Source organism: Streptomyces sp. NPDC008086 (genome assembly GCF_042957325.1).
Lineage (GTDB): Bacteria > Actinomycetota > Actinomycetes > Streptomycetales > Streptomycetaceae > Streptomyces.
Genome location: NZ_JBIBIA010000006.1, coordinates 23,706 through 36,712, shown reverse-complemented (window position 1 = coordinate 36,712; position 13,007 = coordinate 23,706). Strand labels below are relative to the sequence as shown.

At 69.7% G+C, this 13,007-nt stretch carries 12 protein-coding genes; 8 read left to right on the top strand and 4 right to left on the bottom strand.

Features of this window, described 5'->3' with window-relative positions; all coding sequences use genetic code 11:
* Window positions 1-79 precede the first annotated feature (79 nt).
* From ACFZBP_RS21415 to pstB, 7 genes are all read left to right on the top strand, one after another.
* Window positions 80-2,452: an RNA degradosome polyphosphate kinase gene (locus tag ACFZBP_RS21415; protein WP_391415204.1), complete on the top strand. Its 2,373-nt coding sequence runs from the start codon at window positions 80-82 to the stop codon at window positions 2,450-2,452.
* Window positions 2,433-3,701 carry a CHAD domain-containing protein gene (locus tag ACFZBP_RS21410; protein WP_391415202.1) on the top strand — a complete coding sequence of 423 codons (1,269 nt, stop codon included), beginning with the start codon at window positions 2,433-2,435 and terminating at the stop codon, window positions 3,699-3,701. Before ACFZBP_RS21415 ends, ACFZBP_RS21410 begins: the two co-directional genes overlap by 20 nt.
* A 47-nt stretch (window positions 3,702-3,748) precedes the next feature.
* A complete protein-coding gene (locus ACFZBP_RS21405) occupies window positions 3,749-4,171 on the top strand; it encodes an NUDIX domain-containing protein (protein WP_391415200.1) in 423 nt (140 codons plus the stop codon).
* Between the two features lie 259 nt (window positions 4,172-4,430).
* Entirely contained in the window at window positions 4,431-5,555 is a 1,125-nt protein-coding gene (gene pstS / locus ACFZBP_RS21400; protein ID WP_391415197.1) for a phosphate ABC transporter substrate-binding protein PstS, read from the top strand.
* Between the two features lie 145 nt (window positions 5,556-5,700).
* Window positions 5,701-6,708 carry a phosphate ABC transporter permease subunit PstC gene (gene pstC, locus ACFZBP_RS21395; RefSeq protein WP_391415195.1) on the top strand — a complete coding sequence of 336 codons (1,008 nt, stop codon included), beginning with the start codon at window positions 5,701-5,703 and terminating at the stop codon, window positions 6,706-6,708.
* Window positions 6,705-7,760, top strand: a complete 1,056-nt coding sequence (gene pstA / locus ACFZBP_RS21390; protein ID WP_383457272.1) for a phosphate ABC transporter permease PstA — start codon at window positions 6,705-6,707, stop codon at window positions 7,758-7,760. The genes pstC and pstA overlap by 4 nt, the downstream gene beginning before the upstream one ends.
* Window positions 7,761-7,806: 46 nt before the next feature.
* The gene (gene pstB / locus ACFZBP_RS21385; RefSeq protein WP_030050867.1) at window positions 7,807-8,583 is read left to right on the top strand and encodes a phosphate ABC transporter ATP-binding protein PstB; all 777 of its coding nucleotides are present in this window, start codon (window positions 7,807-7,809) and stop codon (window positions 8,581-8,583) included.
* 836 nt (window positions 8,584-9,419) lie between these two features.
* Here pstB and ACFZBP_RS21380 read toward each other — a convergent pair.
* Together ACFZBP_RS21380 and ACFZBP_RS21375 are read right to left on the bottom strand one after the other, a co-directional pair.
* Window positions 9,420-10,418 carry an anion permease gene (locus ACFZBP_RS21380; RefSeq protein ID WP_383457269.1) on the bottom strand — a complete coding sequence of 333 codons (999 nt, stop codon included), beginning with the start codon at window positions 10,416-10,418 and terminating at the stop codon, window positions 9,420-9,422.
* A 9-nt stretch (window positions 10,419-10,427) separates the two neighbouring features.
* Entirely contained in the window at window positions 10,428-11,048 is a 621-nt protein-coding gene (locus ACFZBP_RS21375; protein WP_048585568.1) for a DUF47 domain-containing protein, read from the bottom strand.
* A gap of 245 nt (window positions 11,049-11,293) precedes the next feature.
* Here ACFZBP_RS21375 and ACFZBP_RS21370 point away from each other — a divergent pair, with 245 nt between their 5' ends.
* Complete coding sequence (locus ACFZBP_RS21370; RefSeq protein ID WP_062723850.1) at window positions 11,294-11,656, top strand: metal-sensitive transcriptional regulator; 363 nt, start codon at window positions 11,294-11,296, stop codon at window positions 11,654-11,656.
* Window positions 11,657-11,706: 50 nt separating this feature from the next.
* On the opposite strand, the gene ACFZBP_RS21365 is transcribed toward ACFZBP_RS21370, so the two are convergent.
* Both ACFZBP_RS21365 and ACFZBP_RS21360 read right to left on the bottom strand, forming a co-directional pair.
* A complete protein-coding gene (locus ACFZBP_RS21365) occupies window positions 11,707-11,898 on the bottom strand; it encodes a hypothetical protein (protein WP_383457265.1) in 192 nt (63 codons plus the stop codon).
* Window positions 11,899-12,011: 113 nt separating this feature from the next.
* A complete protein-coding gene (locus ACFZBP_RS21360; RefSeq protein ID WP_383457262.1) occupies window positions 12,012-12,854 on the bottom strand; it encodes a hypothetical protein in 843 nt (280 codons plus the stop codon).
* Window positions 12,855-13,007 lie beyond the last annotated feature (153 nt).

The window sequence follows — 13,007 nt, the reverse complement described above, 5'->3', positions numbered from 1 at the left end:
GCCCGCGAGCCGCCCCCCGCTATCCCACACGCCATGTCTCCGTAACCGTTGGTTCAGACGGGCTTGCGACGCTCGGCCAATGACGCCCGCCGTGCCAGAGGCCTCGCCGCCCCCCGAGCGGTCCGCGGGGAACGGGGACGCCCGACGCCTCCCGATGACGCTCCCGCCCGCCGCTTCCGACGCGCCCGTAATGCTCGCAACGCGGAACAATGGGCACATGAGCCAGCCATCCAACGCCCAGGCACAGGTCCAGCACGCGCAGCCCTCCGTGGGCTCCATAGCGGCCCACCGCCCGCACACGGTCTCGGCGGTCGTCTCCGACCTGGAACCCGACATCGACGCCGACCTCGACGCGTACGAGGTCACCGAGATCGAAGGTGTCCAGCTGCCCCAGGGCCGGTTCCTGGACCGGGAGCGCAGCTGGCTCGCGTTCAACGAGCGGGTCCTCGAACTCGCCGAGGACCCGAACACACCGCTCCTCGAACGGGCGAACTTCCTGGCCATCTTCGCCAGCAACCTGGACGAGTTCTTCATGGTCCGCGTCGCCGGTCTGAAGCGCCGTATCGCCACCGGTGTCGCCACCCGGTCCGCGTCCGGCCTGCAGCCCCGCGAGGTCCTGGAGATGATCTGGGCCCGCTCCCGCGAGCTCATGGCCCGGCACGCCGCCTGCTACCACGAGGACGTCGCCCCCGCGCTGGCGGAGGAGGGCATCCACCTGGTCCGCTGGAACGAGCTCACCGAGAAGGAGCAGGCCCGCCTCTTCACGCTCTTCCGGCACCAGATCTTCCCGGTCCTGACCCCGCTGGCGGTCGACCCGGCACACCCGTTCCCGTACATCTCCGGCCTGTCCATGAACCTGGCCGTGCGCGTCCGCAACCCCGTCAGCGGCACGCCGCACTTCGCCCGCGTCAAGGTGCCGCCGCTGCTCTCCCGGTTCCTGGAGGCCTCCCCCGGCCGGTTCGTCCCGCTGGAGGACGTCATCGGGGCCCACCTGGAGGAGCTCTTCCCGGGCATGGAGGTCCTGGAGCACCACGCCTTCCGGGTCACCCGCAACGAGGACCTGGAGGTCGAGGAGGACGACGCGGAGAACCTCCTCCAGGCCCTGGAGAAGGAGCTCATGCGGCGCCGCTTCGGGCCGCCGGTGCGCCTCGAGGTCGAGGAGAACATCAACCAGGAGGTCCTGGACCTGCTGGTACGCGAGCTGAAGATCAGCGAGGCCGAGGTCTACCCGCTCACCGGCCCCCTGGACCTCACCGGTCTCTTCCGCATCGCCTCCATCGACCGGCCCGAGCTGAAGTACCCGAAGTTCGTCGCGGGCACGCACCGGGACCTGGCCGAGGTGGAGTCGGCGTCCGCGCCGGACATCTTCGCGGCCCTGCGCAACCGCGACGTGCTCCTGCACCACCCGTACGACTCCTTCTCCACCTCCGTGCAGGCGTTCCTCGAGCAGGCGGCCGACGACCCGGACGTCCTCGCGATCAAGCAGACCCTGTACCGGACCTCCGGCGACTCGCCCATAGTCAACGCGCTCATCGACGCCGCCGAGGCCGGCAAGCAGGTCCTCGTCCTGGTCGAGATCAAGGCCCGCTTCGACGAGCACGCCAACATCAAGTGGGCGCGCAAGCTGGAGGAGGCCGGCTGCCATGTCGTCTACGGCCTCGTCGGCCTCAAGACCCACTGCAAGCTGTCCCTCGTCGTCCGCCAGGAGGGCGAGACGCTACGGCGGTACAGCCACGTCGGCACCGGCAACTACCACCCGAAGACGGCACGGCTGTACGAGGACCTGGGCCTGCTGACGGCCGACCCCCAGGTCGGCGCGGACCTCTCCGACCTCTTCAACCGCCTGTCCGGCTACTCCCGCCGCGAGACCTACCGCCGCCTGCTGGTGGCCCCGAAGTCCCTGCGCGACGGCCTGGTCTCGCGGATCAACAAGGAGGCCCAGCACCACCGTGCCGGGCGTCCGGCCTACGTCCGCATCAAGGTCAACTCCATGGTCGACGAGGCGATCATCGACGCCTGCTACGGCGCGTCCCAGGCGGGCGTGCCCGTCGACATCTGGGTCCGCGGCATCTGCGCGATCCGCCCGGGCGTGACCGGGCTGTCGGAGAACATCCGCGTCCGCTCGGTCCTCGGCCGCTTCCTCGAACACTCCCGGGTCTTCGCCTTCGGCAACGGCGGCGAGCCCGAGGTGTGGTTCGGCAGCGCCGACATGATGCACCGCAACCTCGACCGCCGTATCGAAGCCCTGGTCAGGGTCACGGACCCGGCCCACCGCGCCGCGCTCAACCGGCTCCTGGAGACCGGTATGTCCGACACCACCGCGTCCTGGCACCTCGGCCCGGACGGCGAGTGGACCCGGCACGCGACGGACACGGAGGGCCAGCCCTTGCGCAACGTCCAGGAGATGCTCATAGACGCCCGGAGGCGCCGGCGTGGCACAGCAACACCTTGATCCGACGGACCCCACGGCCGGGGCGCTGACCGGGGACGCCCTCGCGGGCTACCTGCGCGCCCAGGCCACGGAGTTCCTCCGCGCCCTGCGGCTGCACCGGGAGACCGGGGGCGGCGCGTCCAACGGCACGGAGGAGTCCGTCGACGCGGCCCGCGCCCTGCGCCGCTCGGCCCGCCGCATCAGCGCCAGCCTCCACACGTTCCGCCCCTTGCTGGAGCCCGACTGGTCGGAGGCCATCCGCCCCGAACTGGCCTGGCTCTCCGGCACCCTCGCCCTGGAACACGCCTACGTCGCCCGCCTGGACCGCCTCCTCCTGGCCCTGCACCGCTTGTCGGGAGCACCCGTACTGCCGACCCAGCTGCCGACGCCGGATGTGCGGGGGGCGGGTGCGGGGGGCGGTACGGCGGGGGTGACCGTGGGCGCCCGTCCCGACGGATCGAGGACGAGCGGTCACCCGACGCCGGGCCACAACGATGCGGCGACGGGCGAGCGGGCCACCACGGCCGCGGGCAGCCGCGCGGGCGCGGCTGCGGGCAGTCGTGTCGCTGGGGCGGCGCACGTGCCGAGGGGAGCGGTACCCGGGAGCACCGGCTCCCCGGCCTCCCCGGCGCCCGCACCGGACCGCGGCAACCTGACGGTGGGCGCGGCCAAAGCGGGCGCCCTGCTCGACCGCCAGCTCACCCTCGCCCGGACCCGGGCCCACTCCAGTGCTCTGCAGGCCCTGGGAAGCAGCCGCTTCCACGCCGTCGCGGACAGCATCGCCGTACTGGCCAGCGAGGTCCCCCTCACCACCGCCGCGGCCACCACCGACCTACGTCCCCTCGCGGCCGCCGCCGAGGAGCGCCTCACCGACGCCGTGGCGGCACTCCCGCTGGTGACCGCCGGCCACCCCTACAACGCGGAGGCCCTGATCCACGGCCTCTCCCCGGACCCGGCCCCGCACCCGCAGGACGCCCCCTGGCACCAGGTCCGCCTGCTGCTGCGCCTGCACCGCTACGCCCGCGAGGTCCTGCACGGCGACACCGACCCCGTCGACGTACGGCTGCTCGCGGCCGGCCAGTCCCTGAACCGGCACCGCGACGCCTCCGAGGCGGCGGCCGCCGCGGCCCAGGCGGCCCGCACCCCGCGCATCGCCCCGGCGACGGCGTACGCCCTCGGCGTGCTGCACGCCGACCAGCGGCACGAGGTGGAGGCGGCACGGTTCGCGTTCCAGCAGTGCTGGCAACGGCAGACGGTGGGCACGCCCTAGGCCGGGTACTCCGACCAGGCCCACCCCGGCAGAAGGAGGCGTCCTCGGTGACGTACGCCAACGACCCCACCGTCCAAGCGGCCGGCTGCGTCCTGTGGCGCCGCTCGCCGGTCGACGGTGAGCTGGAGATATGCCTCATCCACCGGCCGAAATACGACGATTGGTCCCATCCGAAAGGCAAGCTGAAACGCGACGAGGACCACCTGGCCGGAGCGCTGCGCGAGGTCGAGGAGGAGACGGGGCACTCCGCCCGGCCCGGCGTCGAACTGCCGAGCCTGCGGTATCTGGCCAACGGCCGCCCCAAGGAGGTCCGCTACTGGGCGGCCGAGGCGGGCCCCGGCACGTTCACCCCGGGTCCCGAGGTGGACCGTCTGCTGTGGCTCTCCCCGACGGCCGCGCGCAGCCGGCTGACCCAGCCCAGAGACCGCTCGCTCGTGGACGCACTGCTGGCGTCGCTGCGGCCGGCCTAGGACGGGGCCTGGTCCGCACCCGATCCGCACAAAGTCTCGGGACGCTCCCGTGTCCTCGACGTAAGCGTTCCGTGACCTCACCGCACCGTCCCCAGGGGTTCACCCCTCGTTCATTTACGCCCTTCGGCGGCTTCACCTGTTCTGCCTAATTTCGGCCTTGCACGATGACGGACCGCGCCCCGGGGGGACGGTCCCGCATCGCCCATTCTTCGCACGCCGCCGAATTCAGGACGGCGGCTCCTGGAAGGAACTCCCTCAAGTGAAGCTTCAGCGCAAGAACCGGCGGGCTATCGCTCTCGGCGCTCTCGCCGTCTCCGGCGCCCTGGCCCTCACGGCGTGCGGCTCCGACGACACCGGCACCACCGGCAACGGGGGCGCCTCCAGCGCCGCGGCCGGCAACATCAAGTGTGACGACGCCTCGGGCCAGCTGCTCGCCGACGGCTCCTCCGCGCAGAAGAACGCGATCGACGCCTGGGTCGCGCAGTTCACCGCGGCGTGCAAGGACGTGCAGATCAACTACAAGGGCGGCGGCTCCGGCGCCGGCGTGACCGCGTTCACCCAGGGCCAGGTCGCCTTCGCCGGTTCCGACTCCGCGCTGAAGCCCGAAGAGGTCACCGCCTCCAAGAAGATCTGCTCCGGCGGCCAGGGCGTCAACCTCCCGATGGTCGGCGGCCCGATCGCCGTCGGCTACAACGTCTCGGGCGTCGACAACCTCGTCCTGGACGCCTCGACGATCGCCAAGATCTTCGACAGCAAGATCACCAACTGGAACGACCCGGCGATCAAGAAGCTGAACCCCGACGCGAAGCTCCCCGACCTGAAGATCCAGGCGTTCCACCGCTCGGACGAGTCCGGCACCACGGACAACTTCACCAAGTACCTGATCGCCACCGCCAAGAAGGACTTCCCCTACGAGGGCGGCAAGGCCTGGCAGGCCAAGGGCGGCCAGTCCGCTCCGCAGTCCTCCGGCGTGGCCCAGCAGGTGAAGCAGACCAACGGCGCCATCGGCTACTTCGAGCTGTCCTACGTCAAGGACAACATCAAGGCGGCCAAGCTCGACACCGGCGCCTCCGCCCCGGTCGAGGCCAACATCGCCAACGCCACCAAGGCCATCGCGGCCGCCAAGCGTGTCGGCACGGGCAGCGACTACGCCCTCCAGCTGGACTACAACACCAAGGTCGAGGGCGCGTACCCGATGGTCCTGGTGACGTACGAGATCGTCTGCGACAAGGGCAACAAGGCGGCCACCCTGCCCGGCACGAAGGCCTTCCTGACCTACATCGCCTCCGAGGACGGCCAGAAGATCCTCACGGAGAACGACTACGCCCCGATGCCCGAAGAGATCATCACCGAGGTTCGCAAGACCATCTCGAACCTGAGCTGACCTGAGTGCGGTCCGGTCCAGGGCCTCAAGAACCCCGGACCGGACCGCATCGTCCGGTGCACCGCCGCCCGGAGCCGTCGCCGATCGCGCACGGCTCCACCGAGCCGCCGCAGACCGCGTACGGCTCCGCAGACCGGAGAACCTGATGGACATATCGACGAAGAGCACTCAATCCCCCCTCCCCGCTCCACAGCCGCCGACGACCGAGCAGCAGCGCGCGGCCCGCGGCGCCACCCGACCCGGTGACCGGATCTTCCTCGGTCTCTCCCGCGGGTCGGGCATCCTGCTGCTGGTGATCATGGCCGCCATCGCGGTCTTCCTCACCTACCGCGCGGTCCTCGCGATCAGTGAGGACGAGGGCAACTTCCTCACCACGTTCGAGTGGAACACCAACACGGTCCCGCCGGTCTTCGGAATCGCCGTCCTGGCCTTCGGAACGATCGTCTCCTCGATCATCGCCATGGTCATCGCGGTCCCGGTCGCGGTGGCCATCGCGCTGTTCCTCACGCACTACGCCCCGCGCAGACTCCGGGGCCCCATCGCGTACGTGATCGACCTGCTCGCCGCCGTGCCGTCCATCGTGTACGGCCTGTGGGGCGCCATGATCCTCGTACCGCACCTGACCGGCCTCTTCGGCTGGCTGGACGAATACCTCGGCTGGACCGGCATCTTCTCCTGGGAGGGCGGCGCCCCCCGCTCGATGTTCACGGTCGGCATCCTGCTCGCGATCATGATCCTGCCGATCATCACCAACGTCAGCCGCGAGGTCTTCCGGCAGGTCCCGCAGATGCACGAGGAGGCGGCCCTGGCGCTCGGCGCCACCCGCTGGGAGGTCATCCGCATGGCGGTCCTCCCGTTCGGCCGCTCCGGCGTGATCTCCGCCTCGATGCTCGGCCTCGGCCGCGCCCTCGGCGAGACGATGGCCGTGGCCACCGTGCTCTCCCCCGACTTCATCATCCACGGCAGCCTGCTCAACCCGGGCGGTGGAACCTTCGCCCAGAACATCGCCAGCAAGTTCAGCGAGGCCACCGAGTTCGGCCGGGACGCGCTGATCGCGTCCGGTCTGGTCCTGTTCGTCATCACCCTGCTGGTCAACGGCGCGGCCCGCGCGATCATCGCCCGCCGCAAGGAGTACTCGGGGGCCAACGCATGAGCAACGCCACCATCGCCGACAAGCGCCCCAGCACGCTGCGCGGCGCCCGCCTGCCCAAGTGGTCCCCGTACGCCATCGCGGCCGGCTCGGTGGCCGTCGCGATCGGCATCGGCCTGGCCGCCGGCCTCGACAGCCGCGTCCAGTGGGGCCTGATCGCCGGACTCCTCTACGTCCTCGCCTCGTACGTCATCGCCGCCCGAGTCGAGGGCCGGCGCCAGGCGAAGGACCGCGTCGCGACCTCCCTGGTCTGGGTCGCCTTCCTGCTGGCGGTCGTCCCGCTGGTCTCCCTGGTCTGGACGACCATCGCCCGCGGTGTGAAGGTCCTGGACGTCTACTTCCTGACCCACTCCATGGGCGTGGTCCCCGACTCCCAGCCGGGCGGCGGCATCTACCACGCCATCCTCGGCAGCCTGGAGCAGGTCGGCCTCGCCACGCTGATCGCCGCGCCGATCGGCGTGCTGACCGCGATCTACCTGGTGGAGTACGGGCGGGGCGGCCTCGCCCGGTCCGTCACCTTCTTCGTCGACGTCATGACGGGTATCCCGTCGATCGTCGCCGGCCTGTTCATCCTCAGCCTCATGCTGATGTTCGACATGCAGCCCTTCGGCTTCGCCGGCTCGCTGGCGCTGGCGATCCTGATGATGCCGGTCGTCGTCCGCTCCACGGAGGAGATGCTCAAGCTCGTCCCGAACGAGCTGCGCGAGGCCTCGCTGGCACTCGGCGTGCCCAAGTGGCGCACCATCCTGAAGGTGGTCCTGCCGACCTCCATCGGCGGCATCACCACCGGCATCATGCTGGCCATCGCCCGTATCGCCGGTGAGACCGCGCCCGTGCTGCTCCTGGTGTTCGGCAGCAAGTTCATCAACGCCAACCCCTTCGAGGGCGCGCAGGCGTCACTGCCGCTGTACATCTACCAGCAGTACGGTTCCGGTGAGACCCCGGCCTACGACCGTGCCTGGGCGGCGTCTCTCACGCTGATCGCCTTCGTGATGATCCTCAACATGGTGGCCCGCGGAATCGCCCGCTGGAAGGCCCCGAAGACCGGTCGCTGACGCGCGGCCATACAGCGACCGACTGATCTGGAAGTGAAGTAGAGACATGGCCAAGCGAATCGACGTGAGCGGGCTCACCGCCTACTACGGCTCCCACAAGGCGATCGAGGACATCTCGATGACGGTCGAGCCGCGCTCGGTGACGGCCTTCATCGGCCCGTCCGGCTGCGGCAAGTCGACGTTCCTGCGCACGCTGAACCGTATGCACGAGGTGACGTCGGGCGGCCGGGTCGAGGGCAAGGTCCTCCTCGACGACGAGGACCTGTACGGCCCCGGCATCGACCCGGTGTCGGTCCGCCGTGAGGTCGGCATGGTGTTCCAGCGCCCGAACCCGTTCCCCACGATGTCGATCTTCGACAACGTGGCGGCGGGTCTGCGCCTGAACGGCAGCTACAAGAAGAGCGAGCTGCAGGACGTCGTCGAGAAGTCCCTCAAGGGCGCGAACCTCTGGAACGAGGTGAAGGACCGCCTGAACAAGCCCGGCTCGGGCCTGTCGGGTGGCCAGCAGCAGCGTCTGTGCATCGCGCGCGCCATCGCGGTGGAGCCGAACGTCCTCCTGATGGACGAGCCCTGCTCCGCCCTGGACCCCATCTCCACCCTCGCCATCGAGGACCTCATCGGCGAGCTGAAGGAACGCTTCACGATCGTCATCGTGACGCACAACATGCAGCAGGCGGCGCGCGTCTCCGACCGCACGGCCTTCTTCAACCTCGCCGCCGTCGGCCAGCCCGGCAAGCTGATCGAGATCGACGACACGGAGCGCATCTTCTCCAACCCGTCCGTCCAGGCCACCGAGGACTACATCTCCGGCCGCTTCGGCTGACAGACCCCTCGCGGTGCTGCATGGCGGTGCCACCGCGAGGCAGATAAAGGGCCCGCCCCCTGGCTCCCGGGGGGCGGGCCCGTCTGCTTGGCGACGCCTGCGGCGGCCCGTTGCGGTCGGGTGGGCGGGTGGTTGGGTCGGGGCCGCGCCGGAGGCTGTCCATCCTCGGTCCGGTGCTGGACCCAGCCCAGGAGGCGCCGTGTCTCGACACCGGACTCCGCGGGCGGACACCCCCCGACACGTCCCCTTCGCACCGTCGGCGACCGCGGGTCCGTGGGGGCACGCCGCCCCACCCGACCTGGCGCCGCGCCCAGTCACGCCCCTTCAGCGACCGCCCCAACCCCAGCCGCGCTTGAGCACAAGGCCACAGCACTGCGCCCCCCCACACAGGGCGACGGACCGTCGCAGGCCACCCGCCCTTCGAGCACAAGACCATCCCCAGCCCCAGGCCCTTCCAGCCCGTCCGGCATTTGAGGACAAGACCGTCCCCACCCCCACCCACCCGCAGGGGACTACGCCGCACCAGGCACTCCCCCCAGCCCGTCCGCCGTTCGAATACAAGACCATCCCCCACCCCCACCCACCCGCAGGGGACTACGCCGCACCAGGCACTCCCCCCAGCCCGTCCGCCGTTCGAGCACAAGACCATCCCCCACCCCCACCCACCCGGCAGGGGGCTGGGCGGCCCAGGAACCCCCCTCCAGCCCGTCCGGCGTTTGAGGACGAGGCCGTTCAGGCCGATGGGGGTCCAGGGGGCGGAGCCCCTTGGCGGGGTCGAAGGGGCGGAGCCCCTGGGGATGGGACGGGTAGGGGCGGCGGGGGCGAAGGACGGACGGCTACAGGAACGCCAGGTTCACGACCCCGAACGCCGCAGCCGCCACCACCGCAGCCGCAGGCATCGTGATGAACCACCCAAGGACGATGTTCTTGGCCACACCCCACCGCACGGCATTGACCCGCTTCGTAGCCCCCACACCCATGATCGCGGAAGTGATCACATGCGTCGTGGAGATCGGCGCCTTGAACAGAAACGCCGTAGTGAACATGATCGACGCCCCCGTGGTCTCCGCGGCGAACCCCTGCGGCGGATCCAGCTCAATGATCTTCCGCCCCAACGTCCGCATGATCCGCCACCCCCCGGCATACGTCCCCAGCGACAACATCACCGCACAGACGATCTTCACCCACACCGGAATCGGATCGCCGTAGTCCTCGACATCGGCGATGACCAGCGCCATCACCACGATGCCCATCGTCTTCTGCGCGTCCTGAAGACCATGCCCCAGCGCCATCCCGGCAGCCGACACGGTCTGCGCGATCCGGAACCCCCGCTTGGCCTTGTGCGGATTGGCCCGCCGGAAGATCCACATGATCGCGGTCATCACCAGATACCCCGCGCACAACCCCACGATCGGCGACACGAACATCGGGATGACGATCTTCTCCAGCACCCCGCTCCAGTACACCGTGGTCCCCCCGGCCAACGCCGCCCCCACCATCCCGCCGAACAGCGCGTGCGAGGAGGAGGACGGCAGCCCGAAGTACCAGGTGACGAGATTCCAGGTGATCGCGCCCACCAGGGCCGCGAACAGAATCCCCATCCCCTTCGAGCCCTCGGGCGTCTGGATCAGCCCCTCACTGACGGTCTTGGCGACCCCGGACCCGAGAAAGGCACCGCCCAGATTCATCACCGCGGCCATCGCCAACGCCGCCCGCGGCGTCAGCGCCCGCGTCGACACGGACGTCGCGATGGCGTTCGCCGAGTCGTGGAAGCCGTTGGTGTACGTGAAGAAGAGCGCGACCCCGATGGTCGCGACCAGCGCGAAGGTGTCCATGTGGCGGTCTCAGGACTCCTTGACGGCGATGGTCTCCACCGTGTTCGCCACATGCTCGAATGCGTCCGCCGCTTCCTCCAGCACATCCACGATCTGCTTGAGCTTGAGGACCTCGATCGCGTCGTACTTGCCGTTGAAGAGGTGCGCGAGAAGCTTGCGGTGTATCTGGTCGGCCTGGTTCTCGAGGCGGTTGACCTCGATCCAGTACTCCGTGAGGTTGTCCATCGTGCGCAGGTTCGGCATGGCCTCGGCCGTGAGCTCCGCGGCCCGCGCCAGCACCTCGATCTGCTGCTCGACGCCCTTGGGCAGTTCCTCGACGTTGTAGAGGACGACCAGGTCGACGGCCTCCTCCATGAAGTCCATGATGTCGTCGAGGCACGATGCGAGGTTGTAGATGTCCTCGCGGTCGAACGGCGTGATGAACGAGGAGTTCAGCTGGTGGAAGATCGCGTGTGTGGCGTCGTCACCTGCGTGTTCCGCGGCCCGCATACGCTCTGCGATCTCGGCCCGGCCGGCGGTGTCCGCCCCGAGCAGTTCCATCAGGAGCTTCGAGCCCGTGACGATGTTGTCCGCGGATGCGGCGAACATGTCGTAGAAGCTCGTCTCCCGGGGGGTCAGACGAAATCGCACGTGAGGGTCCTCAGGAAGCGTCGGTTCGGTCAGGCTGATGCTAGGCGCATCATCCGGCCACGGCTAATGGGCCGTCCTCCAGTGTCGCCCATCAGGCAGAGTGGTCGGCACGGGGGCTGCCCAGTGGTCCAGTCCAACGGCCGTTCGCGGCATCGGCCACAGGCCCTATACCCAGCAAAGTCCGGTACGATATACCCAGTAGGGGTATGTGAAGTCATGTACGCGGTTTACGTCTGGAGGACGCGATGACGACCACCGAGGCCGGCGCGGCCGCGCCCTCCGAGGCGGAGGGCACCCCCGCCGTCGTGACCGACCACGACCGCGGCATCCACGGCTACCACAAGCAGAAGGACGAGCACCTCAAGCGCCTGCGCCGGATCGAGGGCCAGATCCGCGGCCTTCAGCGCATGGTCGACGAGGACGTCTACTGCATCGACATACTCACGCAGGTCTCCGCCTCCACCAAGGCCCTGCAGTCCTTCGCCCTGCAACTGCTGGAGGAGCACCTCCGGCACTGCGTCGCCGACGCGGCCCTCAAGGGCGGCGCGGAGATCGACGCCAAGGTGGAGGAGGCCACGAAGGCGATCGGCCGACTGCTGCGCACCTGACGAGCACAGCCGGAGCGCACGGCAGGAGTGCACAGCCCAAGTGGCCGAAATCATCCCCCATCGACGCCCCGCTCCTCGACGGCCCGCTCCTCCGCGACCCTCAGCACCTCGTCGATGCTTTCCAGACTGAGCCGGTCCTCGCGGGCGGTCGAGGCCGCGATGATGAGCTCTCCGCACAGCTCGATCTCGGCGAGGGCCACGTGGTCCTGAACTGCCGTACCGCCGACCGGAGCCACGCGCATCACCTCTTCTCTGCCGTTACCGACTTCCTAGAGTAGGGAGCGGCATACACACCGCGCATGGCACGGACGGGCTAGTTCTTGACGCCCGTCACGCCCGCACACCCCGGCCCTCACTACTCGGCGATCTTCCCGGCGTAGATGTCGTCACCGTCCGGCAGCCGTACGTCGACGGGGGCCCCGAAGTCGTACAGCAAGGTCGTCGAGGCCACGGCGACGGCGTCCTTCTGCTGCCCGTTGACGAAGCTGAACCGGTGCCGGACCTTCCGGATCCGCCCGTCGTCGTCGAGGTACACGTCGAACGGGACCTCGTCCGTGGCGAACCCTTTCGCCGCCGCCGCAAGCGCTTCCGAATTCCCGTCGGAGGCCTCCCGCGAGGCAGCCCCGAGATCCGCGGTCCCGCGGTAGTGCCGCACCGCCGTACCCGCGACGTCCGTCTCCCCCACATACGTCGCCGTCCGCGCCCCGCGCAGCACCTCGGCGGCGACGTACGGGTCGGTGGCACCGCCGGTGACCAGGTTCCCGTCCGACAGCGACCGCGTATCGACCCGCACCCACTTGTCCGCGGGCACACCCGCACCGCGGTTCTTCATGAACAACGCCCCCGGCGCCAGCAACTCCATGATCGGCCGCTGCGCCGTGGCCCCCGCCGGATCCTGCGGCAGCAGCACCTTCAGCCGCCCGCGCTGCTTCCGGAAGTCGTAGACACCCTCACCGCGGATCGTGACGCGCGTCCCACCCGTCGCCATCTCCATCGAGGTCCGCGCCTTGGAACTCCGGGCCCCGACCAGCGCGTCGGCGGCCCGCCGCACCACCCGCACCGCGTCCCCGTCCCGCGCGTCCCCCACAGCGGCACCGCTCTGCGCCACACACCCGCTGCCCGCCAGACAGACACACAGGACCCCCGCCGCAACGCCCGCCCCGCGCCTCTGCCTGTGCTGCTGCCGCCGCTTGGTCATCGCCTGCCTACCCCCAGCCGGTACGTCCGTCACGGGCCCCCTGTCGTTCCGGTTAACGACGAGTAAGTGCCCCCGTCACGCACACCGGGCGCGTCGCGTCTACTTGCCCTGGGTAACGTTGTCGGTGTGGCACAGCAGGACGGACCAAAACCG